We start from the raw sequence: 20,404 nt of genomic DNA, 5'->3' as shown, positions 1-20,404 counted from the left end.
CTCTTCGCAATGACCTGGAGAGGCCAGGAGCAAACGCATGATCGACCACGTCTCCGTCGGTGTCAGCGATCTCGTCCGCAGCGCGCGGTTCTATGAGCGTGCGCTGGCGCCGCTCGGGCTGACGCGGCTGATCGAGCGTCCCACGACCATCGGCTTCGGGAAGGCCTATCCGGAATTCTGGATCAATCTACGCCCCGCCATGGCGCGCGTGCCGGCCGACACCGGCTCTCATGTGTGCCTGCGAGCCAGGAGCACGGCGGAGGTCGATGCGCTTCACGCGGCGGCGTTGGAGGCGGGCGGAGTTTCCGACGGTGCGCCAGGACTGCGGCCGCATGATCGCGTGCGCTATTATGCGGCCTTTGTGCTTGATCCCGATGGCAACCGGATCGAGGCGGTCACATTCCCGAGCGAGTAGGCGCTCAGAGCCGTTTGGCGATCTCAGGCGCCATCTCGGTCTCTTCCTTGGCGACGCGGGCGGCGGCCTCGCGCAGGCGCGGCAGGATGTCCTCGACGCGTTCGGCCCTGAGCAGCTCGATCTGGAAGCCGGGGCGGATGAACTCGGTCTCGCGCATGTGCGCGAGCAGCCCGAACAGCGGTTCCCAGAAGCCGTCGATATTGGCCATCAGCACCGGCTTGGCGTGGCGTCCGAGCTGCTTCCAGGTCAGCTGCTCGACGAGCTCCTCGAGCGTGCCGATGCCGCCGGGCAGCGCCACGAACGCGTCGGAGTGCTCGAACATCAGCCGTTTGCGCTCGTGCATGTCGGGCGTGATGATGAGATCCTTGAGCGGCATCATGACTTCCTTCTTCACCAGGAAGTCCGGAATGATGCCGGTGACGTCGCCGCCATGGTCGAGCACGGCCTTGGCAACCGCGCCCATCATGCCGATGGAGCCGCCGCCATAGACGAGCCTGACGCCGTTCTCGGCAAGCGCCTTGCCGAGTGCTTTCGCCGATTCGATGAAGCTGGGATTCGTCCCCGGGCCGGAGCCGCAATAGACGCAAACGGTGCGGATTTCAGTCATTGGAGCGGTGTGACACTGCAGTTGAAAGGCGTCAAGACGAGGGCGGAGGACGTGGATTCGCGGGCTTTCACGGATTGATGCAGGCTGAATGGGTCCATTTGTCCGAAAACAAGTATGCAAATACTGCGCCGCGGCAACGGATTCCGTCGACGTACCGGTGCATCCGGCGCCCGGACACTCTATATGACGCAGGCAACGCCCGGCATCACAACATGCCAAAACACTCGCTGCTCCAGAACGTTTGATGCCGCCCGATTCCTCCTCCGAACCAGCCGCCAACCAGCCTTCGTCCCTCGAGCAGGGAACGCTGGCCGGCACGCTGCGCCACTTGTGGCCCTTCATCTGGCCGAGCGATCGCGCCGACCTGAAGATGCGCGTGCTATGGTCGGTGGTGCTGCTGATCGCGGCCAAGGTCGCGACGCTGGTCCTGCCCTTCACCTTCAAATGGGCGATCGACGCGTTGACCGGCGCCAATACCGCGCCGATCGCGCCCGATAACTGGGCGTTCTGGCTGGTGGCCTCGCCGATCGTCATGACGGCAAGCTACGGCGGGATTCGGGTGCTGATGGCGGTGCTGACGCAGTGGCGCGACGGTATTTTTGCCCGCGTCGCCATGCATGCCGTGCGCAAGCTCGCGACCATCACCTTCGTCCACATGCATGAATTATCGCTGCGCTTTCACCTCGAGCGCAAGACCGGCGGCCTGACCCGCGTGCTCGAGCGCGGCCGCAACGCGATCGAGACCATCGTGCGCATGGTGATCCTGCAGCTGATCCCGACCATCGTCGAGGTCTCGCTGCTGACGGCGGTGCTGCTGTGGCAGTTCGACTGGCGCTACGTTCTGGTCACGCTCACCATGGTCGCGGCCTATCTCTACTACACCTACATTGCGACCGAGTGGCGCATCGAGATCCGGCGCCGCATGAACGACTCGGATACGGATGCCAATACCAAGGCCATCGACTCGCTGCTCAACTACGAGACAGTGAAGTATTTCGGCGCCGAGGCGCGCGAGGCCGAGCGTTATGACCGTTCCATGGAGCGCTACGAGCGGGCCAGCGTGAAGACCTATACCTCGCTCGCGGTGCTCAACGCCGGGCAGGCCGTGATCTTCACGATCGGGCTGACGGTGGCCATGCTGATGTGCGCCCAGGGCGTGCGTCAGGGACGCAACACGGTCGGCGACTTCGTCATGATCAACAGCATGATGATCCAGCTCTACCAGCCGCTGAACTTCATGGGCATGGTCTATCGCGAGATCAAGCAGGCGATCATCGACATCGAGAAGATGTTCGGCGTGCTCACGCGCGATGCCGAGGTTAAGGACGCGGCCGGAGCGACGCCTTTGGTGGTCACCTCTGGCAATGTCCGCTTCGACGACGTCCGCTTCGCCTATGAGCCGGAGCGGCCGATCCTGCAGGGGCTGAGCTTCGAGGTGCCGGCGGGCAAGACGGTCGCGATCGTGGGGCCGTCCGGTGCTGGCAAGTCGACCATCTCGCGGCTGCTGTTTCGGCTCTACGACGTCTCCGGCGGACGCATCTTGATCGACGGCCAGGACATCCGCGACGTTACCCAGGTGTCGCTGCGCGCCCAGATCGGGATGGTCCCGCAGGATACCGTGCTGTTCAATGACACCATCCGCTACAACATCCGCTACGGACGCTGGGATGCGGACGACGCCGCCGTCGAGGAGGCAGCGAGGCTGGCCCAGATCGACGGTCTGATCCGGATGGCGCCGAAGGGCTACGAGACCCAGGTGGGCGAGCGCGGCCTCAAGCTCTCCGGTGGCGAGAAGCAGCGCGTTGCGATTGCCCGCACCATCCTGAAGGGGCCGCCCATCCTCGTGCTGGACGAGGCGACCTCGGCGCTGGACAGCCATACCGAACACGAGATCCAGGAGGCGCTCGATGGAGTGTCGCGCAATCGTACCTCGCTCGTGATCGCGCACCGGCTTTCGACCATCGTGGCGGCCGACGAGATCATCGTGCTCGACCGGGGGCGAATTGCCGAGCGCGGCACTCATGCCGAGCTGCTGGCCAAAGGCGGGCTGTATGCCGGCATGTGGAACCGACAGCGCGAGGCCGAGGAGGCGCGCGAAAAACTGGCGCAGATCGGCGACGATGCGGGGGCGCCGAACCGCAATCCGCCGGATCGGAGCGAGCCGGACGCGGCCGGGCCCGATCGGACCGGACAGGTGGCGAGTGCCGCCGAATGATGCCGCGAACCGCCCTGATCTGAACTCAAGAATGCATTAAGGATTCATTTTGACCTTCGCCGGCCATCGACCTAGTCAAGGCGGCGGTCCGCTCTGAGGTCAGAGCGACAACACTCAACGAAGCAGGCCATGTCGATCAGCAATTCCATCCGCGCTCAGATCCCGCCGATCCACCCGGAAGGTTATCCTTTCATCGGGGGATTTGCCCTCGTCAGCCTGATCCTGTTCTGGATATTCACCCCGCTCGGCTGGATCGGCACGCTGCTCACCGTCTGGTGCGCGCTGTTCTTCCGCGACCCGATCCGGGTCACGCCGCAGCGGGAAGGGCTGGTGGTGGCGCCGGCCGACGGGCGCATCTCCATGATCACGCGCGCCCTGCCGCCGGCCGAGCTTGGCCTCGGCGACCGGCCGCTGCTGCGGGTCTCGATCTTCATGAGCGTGTTCAACGTGCATGTGAACCGCAGCCCGGTGGCCGGCCGGATCGAGAAGATCGCCTACCGTCCGGGCGCCTTCATCAATGCCGAGCTCGACAAGGCGAGCGAGGACAACGAGCGCAACTCGCTCGCGATCTCGACGCCGCATGGCCGCATCGGCGTGGTCCAGATCGCAGGCCTCGTGGCGCGCCGGATCGTGTCGTTCGTGCGCGAGGGGCAGACCATTGGGGCTGGCGAGCGCTTCGGCCTGATCCGCTTCGGCTCGCGGCTCGACGTCTATCTCCCCGACGGCACGGAGGTTCTGGTCTCGGAGGGGCAGACGGCCATTGCCGGCGAGACGATCCTGGCCGATTTCGACGTCCCCGTGCCCGGCCTGACGTTCCGGAGCCAGTGAACCGTCGCTGCCCGCTGGTGACCCATTAAGGGGACCTTGAGCTGTGTTCAGGCACAAGGTTCCGGCCAAACCACACGTGGTGTGATCATGAGCTTCGACGTGAACTCTCCCGAACTGCGCCGCCGCCGTTTCCGCCCGATCCCGGTGCGGCTGCTGGTGCCGAACATGATCACCCTGCTGGCGATCTGCGCCGGCCTGACCGCGATCCGGCTGTCGACCGAGGGACGGATGGAGCTCGCGGTCGGCGCCATCGTCTTTGCCGCCTTCCTGGACGGCATCGATGGCCGCATCGCCCGCATGATCAAGGGCCAGTCGAAGTTCGGCGCCGAGCTCGACAGCCTGGCCGATTTCGTCAATTTCGGCGTGGCGCCGGGCCTGATCCTGTATTTCTGGCAGCTCCATGAGCTGCGCGACGGCGGCTGGATCGCCGCCATGATGTACGCCATCAGCGGCGGCCTGCGGCTGGCGCGCTTCAATGCCAGCATCGACGATCCCAACAAGCCGCCCTTCGCCGCCAATTTCTTCACCGGCGTGCCGGCACCGCTCGGCGCCATCACCGTGCTGCTGCCCGTCTATCTGGCGTTCCTGGACCTGCCGAGGCCGCCGGCGCTGGTGACGGCGTTCTACACCCTGCTGATCGCCTTCCTGATGGTGTCGCGGCTGCCGGTGTTCTCCGGCAAGACCACGCGGATGCGTGTCTCGCCCGAACTCGTGCTGCCGGTGTTCGCCTCGGTGGTGTTCTTCGTGGCGCTGCTGGTGGTCTATCCCTGGCACATCCTGTCGGCCGGATCGATCCTCTACATCCTGAGCCTTCCGTTCGGCTGGCGGCTGTATCGGCACCAGGCGGCGCGGCACGCCGCGGTCCTTGGTGCCGCGGCTGCGGCGTCGCACGCCTCGTCTTCATCCACGACGGCTTTTGCGCCGACCGGCGCGCCAGCGGTGGAGCAGGGGCAGCGGCCGCCGGAACGGCTGCACTGAGCGCAGGGCCCAAGACCCGGCGCGCGCTTTGCCGGCTTGGGCGCCTCAGTTATACCGGATGGCCAAGGACGGCCGCGAATGCCGTCCGCATCATCCGGAGAAAACGCCCGTGACAAGCACTGCCGCCGCGCCCCTCGCTGCTTTCGTCCTCGAGGCGCTCGCGCGCTACGATACGCCGACCATCTGCAACGCGATGGAGATCGTGGCGCCCGAGCGGCGCCTGATCGGCTACACGACCAAGCCGCTGGTGTGTCCGTTCCCCGATCTGCCGCCCATGGTCGGCTACGCGCGGACGGCGACGATCCGGTCCGTCGTCAAATCGGGATTGCCGGCGGAGGAGCAGGCGAGGCGACGCACCGACTACTACGAATATGTCGGCACCGGTCATGGTCCCCGCATCGTCGTGATCCAGGATATCGATGGCCCCGACATCGGTTACGGCGCATTCTGGGGCGAGGTACAGAGCAACGTCCACAAGGCGCTCGGCTGCCTCGGCGTGATCACCGATGGATCGATCCGCGACATCCCGCAATGGGCTGCCGGCTTCCAGGCACTGGCGGGCTCGATCGGTCCGTCGCATGCGTGGGTGCATGCCGAGAGCTTCGGCGGCGAGGTCCGCGTCGCCGGGATGACCGTGCGCTCGGACGACCTGATCCACTCCGATCGCCATGGTGCGATCGTCATCCCCGCCGACATCGCGGCGAAGCTTCCCGAGGCGGCCGAGTTGTGCGCGCGCCGTGAAACGCCGATCCTGGAGATCGCGCGGTCTGCGGATTTCTCGCTCGAGAAGCTCAAGGCCGCTTTGAAGCGGTCGGCGGAGATTCATTGAGCGTCGCTTCACTCCGGTCCCAATGGGCGAGCCGTACCGCGCGGCGGTGCGGCCCGCCGGCCTTGCGCTGGGCGCTCGCCGAACTGCGACGCTGCAACCGCATCCGGATGACTACGGGGTGGCGGCTGACCCTCCGCCGAAAATATCGCGCACGGTGACGAATTACCCGCAAACAGGCCGGAATTCGCCGAAGGTTAAGCGGCCGTCGCTCGTTGAGAAGATTTTATCCATCAAGCTTTACCTGATGGCTAGCCTGTCCCGATAGGCATGTCGCCCGAGGGCGAAGGACATGCGCAGGCTGATATCGAAATCCGGGCCGTTGTTCGGGCGGCTCGACCGGACCGTCGACAAGATGGTTCGGCTGATCGGACATTTCGGCAGCGCCGCGATCGGCCTCTCGGCGATCGCCCTGGTGTGGGCCGGCATCTTCTACACCATCTCTGAAGAGTATACGCGCACCGAGCAGTCGGCGCTTAAGAACGGCGCCAATCTGGCCCGCGCGTTCGAGGAGCAGATCATCCGCTCGATCCGCGCGGCAGATCAGACCTTGCTCTACGTCCGCGACTCCTATGCCAGGGACCCGCACAACTTCGACATGTCGCTATGGTCGAAGAACAGCCAGTTCCTGTCCGACTTCTCGTTTCAGGTCGTCGTGATCGGCAAGGACGGCATCATGCTGTCCAGCAACATCGATCCGAAGATGCGGGGCCTCGACCTGCGCGACCGCGAGCACTTCCGCGTTCATGCCGACGGCAAGGATGATTTTCTCTTCATCAGCAAGCCGATCTTCGGCCGTGTCTCCAACAAATGGTCGATCCAGTTGACCCGCCGCATCATCATGCCGGACGGTTCGTTCGGCGGCGTCGTGGTGGTCTCGCTCGACCCTGAATATCTGTCGAGCTTCTACAATTCGGTCGATCTCGGCAAGAAGGGCAATGTCACACTGCTCGGTCTCGACGGCATCGTGCGCGCACGGGCCTCGGCCGGTCCGGGGGGCGTCGGATCCTCGCTCGCCGGCAGCCCGGTGATGAGCGCCATTCAGCACGGAAGCAGCGGCTTCTACACCTTCAAAAGTCTGATCGACGGCGTCACGCGCATCTACTCGTTCCAGCGCATCAAGGATCTGCCGCTGGTGGTCATCGTCGGTCAGGCCTCCGAGGAGATCTTCAGCGCCTTCAAGCTCAACCGCGATCGTGATCTGCTGGTCGGAGCGTTGCTGACGGTGGTCATCGGCATCATCACGATCCTGATTGCGCGCTATCAGGCGGGGCTTGCCGCCTCGCGTGATGCCGCCGAGGCAGGTACGCGGGCGCGCTCCGAATTCCTGGCGATGATGAGCCATGAGATACGCACGCCGATGAACGGCGTCATCGGCCTTGCCGATCTCTTGCTGTCGGCGGACCTCGCGCCGGAGCAGCGCAAGATCGCGACCACCTTGCGCGAGTCGGCCGACTATCTGTTGCAGCTGCTCAACGACGTCCTCGATTTCTCCAAGCTCGATGCCGATCGTCTGGAGATCGAGCACATCGAGTTCGACCTGCACCGGTCGGTGACGGCGACCGCCGAGCTGCTGGTGTCCCGCGCCAAGGAAAAGGGTCTGCAGCTGACGACCTCGATCGCGCCGGAAGTGCCGAACTACGTGGTCGGCGATCCCGCGCGATTGCGCCAGGTGCTGTTCAACCTGGTCGGCAATGCGCTCAAATTCACCGAATCGGGCGGCGTCCATATCGATGTCCGTGCCGAGAACCTTGCCGGGCCGCACCTGACGCTGGTGTTCTCGATCGCCGATACCGGCGTCGGCATTCCCGCAGACGCCGTCAGCCGGCTGTTCAAGCAGTTCTCGCAGGTCGACAATTCCATCTCGCGCCGCTTTGGCGGCACCGGTCTGGGGCTCGCAATCTGCAAGCGCCTCGTCACCTGCATGGGCGGCGACATCACGGTGCAGAGCAAGGTGGGGGAGGGAAGCACCTTCACCTTCTCGATCCAGGTCCAGACGCAGCCGGACGTCGAGCAGGTGAGCGCGCCCGAGGCGACCATCGTGCCGGTCGGTGAGACGATCGCCGAGGAACGTCCGGGCAGCCTCGAGCCGCTGAAGATCCTCGTTGCCGAGGACAATCTGACCAATCAGTTCGTCATCAAGAAGCTCCTGGACAAGCTCGGTCACCGCTACGACATCGTCGAGAACGGAACCCAGGCGATCGCGGCCGTGCAGAGGCAGGCCTACGATCTCGTGCTGATGGACATGATGATGCCCGAGATGGACGGGCTGACGGCGACGCGGATGATCCGCTCGCTGCCGCCGCCCGCCCAGGACATCTACATTGTTGCCCTGACGGCCAACGCCACCAGCCAGGATCATCTGGCTTGCACGGACGCCGGCATGAACGACTTCGTGACCAAGCCGGTCACGCGCGATCGACTGAATGCCGCTCTGCTTCGCGCGGCCGCTGCTACACACAAGGAAAGGCTTGTCGCATGACCGACTGGGTGCAATTCGACGAATCCGTCTATCAGATCCTGGTCTCCGAGCTCGGCGAAGAGGATGCGCTGGAGGTCCTGCGCACGTTCCTCGACGATACGTCCGGAAAGTTCGGCACGCTTGCGGCCAAGTTCGAGGATCGCCTCGAACTGAGGCGTGAGGCGCATTCGATCAAGAGCTCGTCGGCGACGTTCGGTTTCTCGGCGCTGTCGCGCCTGTCGCGCGAACTCGAGGTGGGATCGGCGACGATGGAGCCGGCGCAGATGCTGGAGATGGTCCACAAGATGCAGCGATCATTCGATCAGTCGGCCGTCTTCGCCGCGGCGAACCTGCTCAAGTCCGGATCCTCAGCCGCTTGAGCGAGTCGGCGTGGTCTGCGGCGCTGCTGTTTACCTTTCATTATGCCTACCGAATTCAGTAACTCGTCCTTAATGGCGGACATCTAGTCTCGTGACATGCGGTCCAGAAGCACCGCGTCGGTCCGGCAGGGTCGTGGTTTGCGTACGCGGGTGGAGTTGACTCATGGATATTATGACGAGTGCGGGGCTCGTGGCTGGCGTGATCGTCATCGCGACGATGATGCTGCTGGGCGGCGATCTCGAGATGTTCGTCAGCGAGCACGCCGCAATCATCATCTTCGGCGGTTCGATCGCAGCCACCATGATTCGCTTCCCGCTGGGCGTTATGCTGCACGGCGTTCCGCTTGGAATGAAGTACGCTTTCACCATGAGCCGCCTGTCGGCCCGCGAGCTCGTCGACGAGCTCGCCCGCATTGCCGAGATCGCGCGCAAGCAGGGCCCGGTCGGCCTGGAAAAGGTCGAGACCGACGAGCCGTTCCTCGCCAAGGGAATCCGCTACGTGGCCGACGGCTACGACCTCGAATTCATCCGCGACAATCTCGAGCGTGACCGCGACAATTTCCTGATGCACCTCGACGAAGGCAGCAAGATCTATCGCGCCATCGGCGACTGCGCCCCGGCGTTCGGCATGGTCGGCACGCTGATCGGCATGGTGCAGATGTTCGCCAACATGACCGACCCCTCGAAGCTCGGCCCGTTCATGGCGACCGCGCTGCTCGCGACCCTGTACGGCGCGTTGGTGTCGAACCTGATCTGTCTGCCGATCGCCGACAAGCTGCATGGCAAGCTGCTGGACGAGGAAACCAACCGGACGCTGATCATCGACGGAATCCTGATGATCCGCGACTCCAAGAGCCCCGCCCTGGTCCGCGAAATGCTCCTGGCCTATCTGCCTGAGAAGCATCGCCACGCCGAAGGCGAGCCCGTGCCGGCCTGATCGGCTGCGGCGGGGCGATCCGGGGTGGGGTAGGCAATGGCCAAGAAGAAGAGGGGCGATGCGCATGGCGGCGGTCACGGCTGGTTCGTGACCTTTGCCGACCTGATGGGACTTCTGGTCAGCTTCTTCGTGATGCTGGTCGCGTTCTCGACCATGGACAACAACAAGCTGAAAGTCGTCGCAGGCTCGATGCGCGACGCCTTCGGCGTGCAGTCCGAGTCGCGCTATTCGGGCATCGTGGAATCCGACGGCCTGCCGACCCGGCCGAAGCTCAAGAACGCCGCCCACATCTCGCCGGAGGAGACCGCGCGCGAGCCCAGCCCCGAGCAGGAGGAGCGCCAGCATACCAATGGCGCCAAGCTGAAGATCGATCGCCAGTTCGCGCTGGCGTCTGCCTCGCTGCGTCAGGCGCTGCAGGACATGCCGGAGATGACCGAGATCTCCAAGCACATCATGTTCGAAGAGACCAAGCAGGGGCTCAACCTGGAGATCGTCGACCAGGACGGGCGGTCGATGTTCGCGGATGGCTCGAAGGTGCCCTTCGACCGCACGCGACGCCTGATCGAGAAGCTGGCCGCACCGCTCAAGGCGACACCGCTTCGGGTCCAGATCACCGGGCACACGGCCGCCGGCTTCGTTCCCGCCCGGAGCGATTATGATGGTTTCGACCTGTCGGCGGACCGCGCCAACGCAGTACGCCAGATCCTGGAGCGGGAAGGGCTGCCGGCGAGCCACATCTACGCGGTCTCCGGCAAGGCGGATAGCCAGCCACTGTTCCCGGACGATCCCTCGCTGGCCGCCAACCGCCGCGTGACGATCACCTTGATGCGGGAAGACCCGCCATTGCCGCCCGATCTGAAGCCGTAGCCGGGACGCTTTGCCTCCCGCATCATATTGCCGCACGGGCGCCTGCGAACGGCAACGAAGAGCATCAGCAGCCACTTGATTCGCCTGAGGCAGATCCGACATCTGCCTCAGGATGCTTGGGCTAAAGGCACTTGCCGCGATGCGGCATGCGACATCTGTGTCAGCCGTGCCGTTTGGTTGCGGGCTGGGAACATAGGTCTGCTTACGGTAGAGACTTGACCTGCGAACGGTCTACGTTCACACGCGCCGGGCCAAACAGGGAAGATGCGTTCCGAGCACATGACGGCCAGCGCGACATCGACCGAAGGACAGGACACCGCGAGCACGTCGGGGTTTTGGGGGCTGACGCTAGGCAGCATCGGCGTGGTGTTCGGAGACATCGGCACCTCGCCCCTCTACGCCTTTCGCGAGGCCGCGCACGGCGCTGCTCAGGGGCACCCGGTGTCGCGGATCATCGTGCTCGGCGTGCTCTCGCTGATCCTCTGGTCGCTGTTCATCGTGGTGACAGCCAAATACGTCCTGCTGCTGCTCCGCGCCGACAATAACGGCGAGGGCGGAACGCTGTCGCTGATGGCGCTCGGACAGCGGGCTTTGGGTCGGCGCAGCCTGTTCCTGATGTCGCTGGGCGTGATCGGCGCTTCGATGTTCATCGGAGACTCGATGATCACGCCGGCGATCTCGGTGTTGTCGGCGGTCGAAGGCCTCAAGCTCGCCGCGCCCGCGCTCGAGCATTATGTCGTGCCGCTGACCGTGTTCATCCTGGTCGTGCTGTTCGCGGTCCAGAGCAAGGGGACGGCGCGCGTCGCCTCCGCCTTCGGCCCGGTCATGGTCACGTGGTTCACCGCCCTCGCCGTGATGGGGCTGGTCCACATCCGCGACGACCCCTCCGTGCTCGCGGCCATCAATCCCTATTATGCGGTGCAGTTCCTGCTCTCGCACGGCACGATCGGCCTGGTCACCCTGGGCGCGGTGTTCCTCGCGGTCACCGGCGGCGAGGCGCTCTACGCAGATCTCGGTCATTTCGGCCGCAAGCCGATCCAGTCGGCCTGGCTGTTCTTCGTGCTTCCGGCGCTGCTGATCAACTATTTCGGGCAGGGCGCCCTGGTGCTGTCCGATCCCGCCGCGATCGAGAATTCGTTCTACCGGATGGTGCCTGAACTGTTGCTGCTGCCGCTGGTGGTGCTGGCCACCGCCGCGACTGTCATCGCGAGCCAGGCCGTGATCACGGGCGCCTATTCGCTGGTCAGCCAGGCGGTCCAGCTCGGCCTGCTGCCGCGTTTCGAGGTGCGCTATACGTCGGAGAGCCATGCCGGCCAGATCTATCTGCCGCGGGTCAACCGGCTGTTGCTGATCGGCGTGCTGCTGCTGGTCCTGCTGTTCCGGACCTCGAGCAATCTCGCCTCCGCCTACGGCATCGCAGTGTCCACCACCATGGTCGCCGACGGCATCATGGGCTTCGTGGTGATCTGGAAGCTGTGGAACTTGCGTGCGGCCGTGGCGGCTGCCGTGATCGCTCCCTTCGTCATCGTCGATATGACCTTCTTCAGCGCCAACCTGCTGAAGCTCCTCGAAGGAGCCTGGGTTCCGCTGCTGTTCGGTGCCGCGATGGTCGTGACGATCTGGACCTGGCGGCGTGGTTCGGCGATCTTGGTGCTCAAGACGCGCAAGATCGAGGTTCCGCTGGATGACCTGATCACCAGCCTGGAGAAGAGGCCTCCTCACATCGTCAAGGGCACGGCGGTGTTTCTCACGAGCGATCCGACCTCGGTGCCGACCGCATTGCTGCACAATCTCAAGCACAACAAGGTGCTGCACGAGCACAACGTGATCCTGACCATCGAGACCGCACAGACGCCGCGGGTCGATGTCTCGGAGCGCGTGCGCATGGAGAAGATCAGCGAGAAGTTTTCCAAGGTGCGGCTGCGCTTCGGATTCATGGAATCCCCGAACGTGCCGCGCGCGCTCGCGGTGGCGCGCAAGCTCGGCTGGCAGTTCGACATCATGTCCACGTCGTTCTTCGTCTCGCGCCGCTCGTTGAAGCCATCGTCCCAGTCGGGCATGCCGACCTGGCAGGACCATCTCTTCATTGGTCTGAGCCGGTCGGCCAACGACGCCACGGACTATTTCCAGATTCCCACGGGCCGGGTCGTCGAGGTGGGTACCCAGGTAACGATTTGATCGGTTGGTCTTCCCTGATGTCTCATGTATGCCTAAATGCATGGCTGAGGCGCATTCCCGACAGGTCCGTCGCAACGCGCTGCCGCTATAAGCCGCGCGCTCTGCCGCGTTGTGCAGTGAAGCATTAACGAGTCCTCGAGGGGGCTACCCCATGACAGTCGACGTCGCAGCTACGCCCGCGGAAGCGCCGGCGACCAACGGGCATGGCAACGCCCATTCCACGGCGAGCTTCGCGGCGCTGACACTGGGAAGCATCGGTGTCGTCTATGGCGACATCGGCACCAGCCCGCTGTACGCGTTGCGTGAAGCGGTCATGGCTGCGAGCAGCAGCGGCGAAGCTGCGCCTCACGCCGTGATGGGGGTGATCTCGCTCATCCTGTGGGCTCTCATCGTCGTCGTGACCCTCAAATACGTCGTGATCCTGCTGCGCGCCGACAACCACGGCGAGGGCGGCACCCTGGCGCTGATGGCGCTCGCCCAGCGTGCGGTCACGCGCGGCGCCAGCGTCATCGTTCTGCTCGGTATCGTCAGCGGCGCGCTGTTCTATGGCGACGCGGTGATCACGCCGGCCCTGTCCGTCCTGTCGGCGATCGAGGGCATCAAGCTGGTGACGGCGGCGTTCGATCCCTACGTCGTGCCGCTCACGGTCATCATCCTGGTCATGCTGTTCGCGGTCCAGGTGCGCGGCACGGCCAAGGTGGCGGCGTTCTTCGGCCCGATCATGCTGATCTGGTTCCTGGTGATCGGGATCGCGGCGTTGCCGCCGATCCTGCACCATCCGGAGGTGCTGTGGGCGATCAACCCGCTGCATGCCGTGTCGTTCATGCTGCATCACGGGATCATCGGCTTCATCACGCTCGGCGCGGTGTTCCTTGCCGTCACCGGCGCCGAGGCGCTGTATGCCGACCTCGGCCATTTCGGCAAGCGGCCGATCCAGACCGCCTGGCTGTTCATCGTGCTGCCGTCGCTGGCGCTCAACTATCTGGGGCAGGGGGCGCTGGTGATCGCCGACGCGAAGGCGATCGAGAACCCGTTCTTCCTGATGTTCCCGGATTGGGCGCTGATCCCGATGGTCGCGCTCGCCACCATGGCGACCGTCATCGCGAGCCAGGCCGTCATCACCGGTGCCTATTCGCTGACCCGGCAGGCGATCCAGCTCGGCCTGCTGCCGCGCTTCGAGATCCGTCACACCTCCGAAGCGCATTCGGGCCAGATCTACATTCCGCGCATCAACAAGCTGCTGCTGATCTCGGTCATGCTGCTCGTGCTGATGTTCAAGTCGTCCAGCGCGCTGGCCTCGGCCTACGGCATCTCGGTCACCGGCACCATGGTCGTGACGGCCATGATGGGCTTCGTCGTGATCTGGAAGGTCTGGCGGTGGTCGCCGTTCGCGGCCGCCGCGCTGATTGCGCCGTTCCTGTTCCTGGACCTGACCTTCCTGGCGGCGAACCTCCTGAAGGTGTTCGAAGGCGGCTGGGTGCCGCTGGCGCTGGGCGGCTTCGTGATGACGCTGATGTACACGTGGCGGCGCGGCAGCCGGCTCTTGTTCGACAAGTCGCGCAAGCTCGAATTCCCGCTCGCCGATCTCGTGACCATGCTTGAGAAGCGTCCGCCGCAGCGGGTGGCCGGTACGGCCGTGTTCCTGACCAGCGATCCCTTGAGCGCGCCGACCGCGCTGATGCACAGCCTCAAGCACTACAAGGTGCTGCACGAAAAGAACGTGATCCTGACGATCGAGACCGCGCCGACGCCGCGCATCGAGCCGTCCGAACGCGTTCGCCTCGAGCAGATCAGTCCGACGTTTTCCAAGGTGACGTTGCGCTTCGGCTTCATGGAATCGCCCAACGTGCCGCGCGCCCTGGCGATCGCGCGCAAGCTCGGCTGGCAGTTCGACATCATGTCGACCTCGTTCTTCCTGTCGCGCCGTACGCTGAAGCCGGCTGCGCATTCAGGCATGCCGCGCTGGCAGGATCACCTGTTCATCTCGATGAGCCGCTCCGCCAACGATGCGACCGACTATTTCCAGATCCCGAGCGGGCGGGTGGTGGAGGTCGGCACCCAGGTTACGATCTGAGCTCGAGACCCATCCCGTCAGCGTGCCGAAGCGCTTGATTTTCGCAGCGTCTGGGGTGAGTTTGGCGGCCGGATCAGGGCCGATACGGCCCCGCTGAAGGCTTGGAGGATGGGCGTGGCTGTTGTGCACGATTTGACCCCGCAGGACGTGGCCCAGGGGATCGCGGAAGGGCGAATTCTTCTGGTTGACGTGCGCGAGCCGAATGAAGTTTCCGCGGAAGCCTATCCCGACGGCGTCGTCGTTCCGCTGTCGGGCTTCGACCCGAAGCTGATCCCGGATCCCCAAGGCAAGGACGTCGTGTTCGCCTGCCGCTCCGGCAAGCGCTCGGTGACGGCATCGCTCGCCGCGCAGGCCGCCGGGCTGCCCTACGACAAGCATCTCCAGGGCGGTATGCTCGGCTGGAAGGCGGCCGGCCTGCCGACCAGGACCGGCGGCTGACAGGCGATCATGATCTCGCAGAACAAGGTCTTCGCCGACCTGCCCGTCACCATTTTCGAGCAGATGTCGCAGCTCGCGCGCGACAACGACGCCATCAATCTGGGGCAGGGCTTTCCCGACGATCCGGGCCCGGAGGATATCCGCCGCGCCGCAGCCGACGCGGTCCTCAACGGCTATAATCAGTATCCGTCGATGATGGGCCTGCCGGAGCTGCGCCAGGCCATCGCCGCGCACTACAAGCACTGGCACAAGCTCGATCTCGATCCGATGAGCGAGGTCATGGTCACCTCCGGCGGCACCGAAGCGCTGACGTCGGCGATCCTGTCGGTGGTCGAGCCGGGCGACGAGGTGATCTGCTTTCAGCCGGTCTATGATTCCTATCTGCCGATCATCCGCCAGGCCGGCGGCATTCCGCGCCTCGTCCGCCTCGAGCCGCCGCATTGGCGGCTCTCGGAGGAGATGCTGCGGCAGGCGTTCTCACCAAAGACCAAGGCGGTGCTGTTCAACAACCCGCTCAACCCAGCCGCGGTGGTCTACCCGCGCGAGGACCTCGAGCTGTTGGCACGCTTCTGCCAGGAGTTCGACGCGGTCGCGATCTGCGACGAGGTCTGGGAGCACGTCGTGTTCGACGGCCGCGCGCACATTCCGCTGATCGCGATTCCCGGGATGCGCGACCGCACCATCAAGGTCGGCTCGGCAGGCAAGATCTTCTCGTTGACGGGCTGGAAAATCGGCTTCGTCTGCGCCGCGCCGCATCTGTTGCGCGTGGCCGCCAAGGTGCATCAATTCCTGACCTTCACGACCGCGCCGAACCTGCAGGTCGCGGTCGCCTACGGCCTCGGCAAGTCGGACGACTATTTCGTCAACATGCGCAGCGAGCTTGCGCGCAGCCGCGACCGGCTCACGGCCGGTCTCGAAAGCCTGGGCTTTCCCGTGCTGAAGGCGCAGGGAACCTACTTCCTGACCGTCGACCTTTCGCCGCTCGGCCTCAACGAGACCGACGAGCAGTTCTGCCGCCGCATCGTCCACGACTACAAGGTGGCCGCCATCCCGGTGTCGGCGTTCTACGAGACGGATGCCGTGACCTCCGTGGTGCGGTTCTGCTTTGCCAAGAAGGACGCAACCCTGGATACGGCGCTGGAGCGCCTGTCGGACGCCATCCACCGGCGCTAGGAGACAAGTGATGACGCGCGGCTGCATGGGTTCGGCTCTGGCGCTGGCCGTCGCGGCGTTGACGCTTTCCGTACCGGCGGGGCGCGCCGAGGAGCGCGTCGTCAACTTCTACAACTGGTCGAACTACATGGCGCCCGGTGTCCTTGACGACTTCACCAAGGAGACCGGCATCAAGGTGGTCTACGACACGTTCGACGCCAACGAGACCCTGGAGACGCGGCTGCTCGCCGGCAAATCCGGCTACGACGTCGTGGTGCCGACGGCGTACTTCCTACAGCGCCAGATCAAGGCAAAAATCTTCCAGCCGCTCGACAAGTCGAAGCTGCCGAATCTCGCCAATGCCTGGCCTGTCGTGACCGAGCGTCTCGCCACCTACGATCCCGGCAATCAGTTCGCCGTCAACTACATGTGGGGCACGACCGGGATCGGCTACAACGTCAAGGCGGTCGAGAAGATCCTGGGTCCCGGCGCGCGGATCGACAGCTGGGACATGGTGTTCAAGCCGGAGAATCTCGCCAAGTTCAAGGATTGCGGAGTCCACATGCTGGATTCCGCCGACGACATCTTTCCGGCCGCGCTGAACTATCTCGGCATCGACCCGAACTCGACCAGGCAGGCCGACCTGGAGAAGGCGGCCGAGGTGGTCGGCAAGGTCGCACCATCGGTGCGCAAGTTTCATTCGTCGGAATATCTGAGCGCGCTCGCCACCGGCGAGATCTGCCTCGTCGTCGGTTGGTCCGGCGATATCATGCAGGCGAGGAGCCGTGCCCAGGAAGCGAAGAACGGCATCGAGATCGGCTATGCGATCCCGAAAGAGGGCGCGCAGATGTTCTTCGACAATTTTGCCATTCCCGCCGACGCCCAGCACGTCGCCGAAGCCTATGCGCTGATCAACTACCTCTACCGCCCCGAGGTCGCGGCGAAGAACTCGGACTTCCTGTCCTATGCCAACGGCAATCTCACCAGCCAGAAGCTGATCGACCCGAAGATCCTTGGCGACAAGAACATCTATCCGGACGACGCGACCTTGAAGAAGCTGTTCGTCATCACCGCACGTGAGCCGGCGACGCAGCGGATCATCAACCGGCTCTGGACCAAGGTGAAGACGGGCAGGTGATGACTCCCGTCATTCCGGGATGGTGCGCAAGCACCAGACCCGGAATCTCGAGATTCCGGGTTCGATGCTGCGCATCGCCCCGGAATGACGAGACTTGATCGCTTGGTTTGATCTGACAAATCGGTTGAGATCGATCACGTCATCCGGTGCATCGCGCAGAGCTTGTTGCCGTCGAGGTCGCGCAGGTAGGCGAGATACAGCTTGCCGGCCGAACCTTCACGAACACCAGGCGGGTTTTCGCAGGTGGTGCCGCCGGCTTCGAGCCCCGCCGCATGCCAGGCGTCGGCCTGTTCGGGCGAGCTGCAGGCAAAGCCGATGGTGCCGCCATTGGCAGGGGTCGCGGGCTGGCCGTTGATCGGCTTCGACACCGAGAAGATGCCGGTCGGTGTGATGTAGAAAATGCGGTGGCCGTCGACCCTGGCGGGGCGCACGCCCAGCGTCCCCAGCAGCTTGTCGTAGAAGGCCTTGGCCTTGTCGAGGTCGTTGGTGCCGATCATCACATGCGAAAACATTCGCGCTTGTCCTCCCTGGAGCTTCCGAACATCTGTCGGATCGGCGGCCAAGGTAGCGAGCGTTCGTGTAGGAGGTAAGAGTTTTCTTCGGATGGGCCTGTCGACGGCATCGGATGCTGCCAACCGGCTTCCTTGGGGTGGAATTTGGTACGGCGCGAGCTACCGCCAGCGCCGGTGCAGCCAGAGCCATTGCTCGGGATATTCGCGGACCCAACTCTCGACGACGTCGGTGATCGCCTGCGTCGTGCCCTGGATGTCGATCTGTCCGTCGGCCGTCCGCACCGGCGTCACTTCCTCCGAGACTTCGGCGCGGAAGCGATTGCCGGGGAGGCGGATGATGCGCACGCCATGCACCGGGCATTCGACCTGGCGTAAGAGGCGGGCCAGCATCGGATTGGCGCGGGTCTTCCGGCCGAAGAACGTCACCTCGACGCCGCCGGTCAGGTACTGATCGACCAGCATGGCAACGTGCTGGCCGTTCTTGAGCGCCTGGGCCAGCCGCAGCGGGGCGTCGCGGCCGGCCGGGACCAGTGTGCCCATCTTGACCTGCCGTATCTCCTGGATGATGCGGTCGGCGGCGGCGATGTTGGGTCGACGATAAAGGATCGCCGTATCGAGCTTATGGGCGACCGCCGCCAGCGCCGGCATCTCCCAATTGGCGAGATGGCTGGCAAAGATCAGGGCTGGCTTGCCGTCGAGACGGAGCTGATGAAACAGCTCATGGGTGCGCGGCGACAGCTCGATCCGGCTGCGCTCGGGATGCGCCTCGTCGTAATCCCAGATCTTGTCGAGATGGGCGAACTCGGCGCCGACGCGGCCGAGATTGTCCCACACGCCGGCGAGGATTCTCTCGATCTCCTCGGGCGATTTCTCCGGGAAGGCCGCGGTGAGATTGTCGCGACCAATGCGCTGCTCGCGCAGGCGTGGCCCGATCATCTGCGCAATGCGCGCGAAGCGGTCGGCCGTCTTCTGCGGGTCGAAATAGCGCGTGGTCCTGAGCATTCCGACCGTCAGCGCGCCGACGGCGGAAGCCCCGGCCGACTTCACGGCTCGGCGGATCACGAGCTTGGTCCGGAGGGGCAGGAGACTCATCGATGGCAGCGGCGGATCAGGCCGGTTCGCGCGTCAGGATCAGCGAGGCGTTCTGGCCGCCGAAGCCGAACGAATTCGACATCACGGTGGTGACACGCGCATCGCGGGCCTTGTTGCCGACGACGTCGAACAGGATCGCGGGATCCGGAATGTCGTAGTTGATGGTCGGCGGAATGCGCTGATGCTCGAGCGTCTGCAGCGAGAAGATCGCCTCGACCGCGCCGGCTGCCGAGATCGTGTGGCCGACCATCGACTTGTTCGACGACACTGGAATCTTGCTGGTGTGCTCGCCGAACACGGCGGAGACGCCGACATATTCCATCTTGTCGTTCTCGGGCGTGGCGGTGCCGTGGGCATTGATATGGTCGATCTGCTCAGGGGCCATGCCGGCATCGGCGAGCGCCTTGCGGATGCAGCCGATGATCGGCTTGCCGTCCGGCGAGGAACGGGTGCGGTGGAAGGAGTCGGTCAGCTCGCCGCAGCCAGCGACGACGCCGAGGATCTTGGCGCCGCGCGCCACGGCCGCGTCGTAGCTTTCCAGCACCAGCGCGCCGGCGCCCTCGGCCATCACGAAGCCATCGCGGTTCTTGGAAAACGGCTTGGAGGCGGCCTGCGGCGGGTCGTTCTGGGTCGACAGCGCCGACAGCAGCGAGAAGCGCACGAGCCCTTCCGGATTGACCGAGCCTTCGGTGGCGGCGCATAGCGCGACGTCAGTCTCACCGCGTCGGATGGCTTCGACGCCGAGCTGGATCGCGGTCGCGCCGGAGGCGCAGGCGGTCGACAGCGAGATCGGCGAGCCCTTGGTGCCGAAGGTGTCGGACAGCGAATCGGCGACCGAGCCGAACAGGAAGCGGTGGTGATAGTTGACGAACTTGCCGCCGCCGCAGACCTTCAGCAGGTCGTCATAGGTGAACTGAGTGCCGCCAACCTCGTGCGCGAGCTCCAGACGCTGGGGCCACTCGATCTCGACCGGCGCCACGGCGAGAAACAGCGGGCCCGGAAAATCGCCCTTGCTGCCGATTCCAGCCTGCGCGATGGCTTCCTCGACGGCCATGTGACCGAGCCGCTCGGACAGTCCCGTCGACGTGAACGGCGCCACGGGGACGAAATCGACCGTGCCGGCCATGGTCGTCTTCAGGCCGTCGATCGGAAACCGCGTGATGGTGCGGATTCCGGACTCGCCGGCCACGAGCTTGTTCCAGTTATCGGACTTGCCGGCCCCAAGGGAGGTCACGATGCCCATCCCGGTCACGACCACGATGGGGCGTCCAAACTTGTCGCGTACACTCATGATGTCCCCCGTCGT

18 protein-coding genes are annotated in these 20,404 nt (G+C 64.7%); 14 read left to right on the top strand and 4 right to left on the bottom strand.

Features of this window, described 5'->3' with window-relative positions; translation table 11 throughout:
• The first annotated feature begins 37 nt into the window (after window positions 1-37).
• Window positions 38-415, top strand: a complete 378-nt coding sequence (locus tag ACQR1E_RS04745) for a VOC family protein (RefSeq protein ID WP_315749685.1) — start codon at window positions 38-40, stop codon at window positions 413-415.
• Between the two features lie 4 nt (window positions 416-419).
• On the opposite strand, the gene ACQR1E_RS04740 is transcribed toward ACQR1E_RS04745, so the two are convergent.
• Window positions 420-1,022: a TIGR00730 family Rossman fold protein gene (locus ACQR1E_RS04740; RefSeq protein ID WP_315749687.1), complete on the bottom strand. Its 603-nt coding sequence runs from the start codon at window positions 1,020-1,022 to the stop codon at window positions 420-422.
• 244 nt (window positions 1,023-1,266) lie between these two features.
• Between ACQR1E_RS04740 and ACQR1E_RS04735 the strand changes: the two genes are divergently transcribed.
• The 13 genes from ACQR1E_RS04735 to ACQR1E_RS04675 all read left to right on the top strand — a co-directional run bounded on the left by ACQR1E_RS04735 (window position 1,267) and on the right by ACQR1E_RS04675 (window position 17,494).
• A complete protein-coding gene (locus ACQR1E_RS04735) occupies window positions 1,267-3,237 on the top strand; it encodes an ABCB family ABC transporter ATP-binding protein/permease (RefSeq protein ID WP_315749689.1) in 1,971 nt (656 codons plus the stop codon).
• A 93-nt stretch (window positions 3,238-3,330) separates the two neighbouring features.
• The gene (locus ACQR1E_RS04730; RefSeq protein WP_315714965.1) at window positions 3,331-4,065 is read left to right on the top strand and encodes a phosphatidylserine decarboxylase; all 735 of its coding nucleotides are present in this window, start codon (window positions 3,331-3,333) and stop codon (window positions 4,063-4,065) included.
• Window positions 4,066-4,152: 87 nt separating this feature from the next.
• Window positions 4,153-5,043 carry a CDP-alcohol phosphatidyltransferase family protein gene (locus tag ACQR1E_RS04725; RefSeq protein ID WP_315714503.1) on the top strand — a complete coding sequence of 297 codons (891 nt, stop codon included), beginning with the start codon at window positions 4,153-4,155 and terminating at the stop codon, window positions 5,041-5,043.
• Window positions 5,044-5,152: 109 nt separating this feature from the next.
• Window positions 5,153-5,872: an RraA family protein gene (locus tag ACQR1E_RS04720; RefSeq protein WP_316171230.1), complete on the top strand. Its 720-nt coding sequence runs from the start codon at window positions 5,153-5,155 to the stop codon at window positions 5,870-5,872.
• Window positions 5,873-6,161: 289 nt separating this feature from the next.
• Window positions 6,162-8,351, top strand: coding sequence for a hybrid sensor histidine kinase/response regulator (locus ACQR1E_RS04715; protein ID WP_316173965.1), 2,190 nt, complete (start codon window positions 6,162-6,164; stop codon window positions 8,349-8,351).
• Window positions 8,348-8,710, top strand: a complete 363-nt coding sequence (locus ACQR1E_RS04710; RefSeq protein WP_315749694.1) for an Hpt domain-containing protein — start codon at window positions 8,348-8,350, stop codon at window positions 8,708-8,710. Before ACQR1E_RS04715 ends, ACQR1E_RS04710 begins: the two co-directional genes overlap by 4 nt.
• Before the next feature lie 163 nt (window positions 8,711-8,873).
• A complete protein-coding gene (locus ACQR1E_RS04705; RefSeq protein ID WP_315714499.1) occupies window positions 8,874-9,647 on the top strand; it encodes a motility protein A in 774 nt (257 codons plus the stop codon).
• Window positions 9,648-9,683: 36 nt separating this feature from the next.
• Window positions 9,684-10,514, top strand: a complete 831-nt coding sequence (locus tag ACQR1E_RS04700; RefSeq protein WP_315714498.1) for a flagellar motor protein MotB — start codon at window positions 9,684-9,686, stop codon at window positions 10,512-10,514.
• 279 nt (window positions 10,515-10,793) lie between these two features.
• Window positions 10,794-12,692, top strand: a complete 1,899-nt coding sequence (locus ACQR1E_RS04695; RefSeq protein WP_315827469.1) for a potassium transporter Kup — start codon at window positions 10,794-10,796, stop codon at window positions 12,690-12,692.
• A 151-nt stretch (window positions 12,693-12,843) separates the two neighbouring features.
• Window positions 12,844-14,766 (top strand): potassium transporter Kup, encoded by a 1,923-nt coding sequence (locus tag ACQR1E_RS04690; RefSeq protein ID WP_434896732.1) that lies wholly within the window; start codon window positions 12,844-12,846, stop codon window positions 14,764-14,766.
• A gap of 108 nt (window positions 14,767-14,874) precedes the next feature.
• Window positions 14,875-15,204, top strand: coding sequence for a rhodanese-like domain-containing protein (locus ACQR1E_RS04685; RefSeq protein ID WP_315714496.1), 330 nt, complete (start codon window positions 14,875-14,877; stop codon window positions 15,202-15,204).
• A 9-nt stretch (window positions 15,205-15,213) separates the two neighbouring features.
• A complete protein-coding gene (locus ACQR1E_RS04680) occupies window positions 15,214-16,377 on the top strand; it encodes an aminotransferase (RefSeq protein ID WP_315714495.1) in 1,164 nt (387 codons plus the stop codon).
• 10 nt (window positions 16,378-16,387) lie between these two features.
• Window positions 16,388-17,494 carry a polyamine ABC transporter substrate-binding protein gene (locus ACQR1E_RS04675; protein WP_316225311.1) on the top strand — a complete coding sequence of 369 codons (1,107 nt, stop codon included), beginning with the start codon at window positions 16,388-16,390 and terminating at the stop codon, window positions 17,492-17,494.
• 134 nt (window positions 17,495-17,628) lie between these two features.
• Here ACQR1E_RS04675 and ACQR1E_RS04670 read toward each other — a convergent pair whose 3' ends face one another.
• From ACQR1E_RS04670 to ACQR1E_RS04660, 3 genes are all read right to left on the bottom strand, one after another.
• A complete protein-coding gene (locus tag ACQR1E_RS04670) occupies window positions 17,629-18,006 on the bottom strand; it encodes a VOC family protein (RefSeq protein WP_315714493.1) in 378 nt (125 codons plus the stop codon).
• Between the two features lie 159 nt (window positions 18,007-18,165).
• Window positions 18,166-19,098, bottom strand: a complete 933-nt coding sequence (locus tag ACQR1E_RS04665; protein ID WP_316225312.1) for a lipid A biosynthesis lauroyl acyltransferase — start codon at window positions 19,096-19,098, stop codon at window positions 18,166-18,168.
• 16 nt (window positions 19,099-19,114) lie between these two features.
• The gene (locus ACQR1E_RS04660; RefSeq protein ID WP_409977896.1) at window positions 19,115-20,389 is read right to left on the bottom strand and encodes a beta-ketoacyl-ACP synthase; all 1,275 of its coding nucleotides are present in this window, start codon (window positions 20,387-20,389) and stop codon (window positions 19,115-19,117) included.
• Window positions 20,390-20,404 lie beyond the last annotated feature (15 nt).

The organism is Bradyrhizobium sp. HKCCYLRH1030, assembly GCF_051168395.1.
Taxonomy (GTDB): domain Bacteria; phylum Pseudomonadota; class Alphaproteobacteria; order Rhizobiales; family Xanthobacteraceae; genus Bradyrhizobium.
The sequence above is the reverse complement of the archived record's forward strand: the minus strand, read 5'-3'. Positions and strand labels throughout refer to the sequence as shown.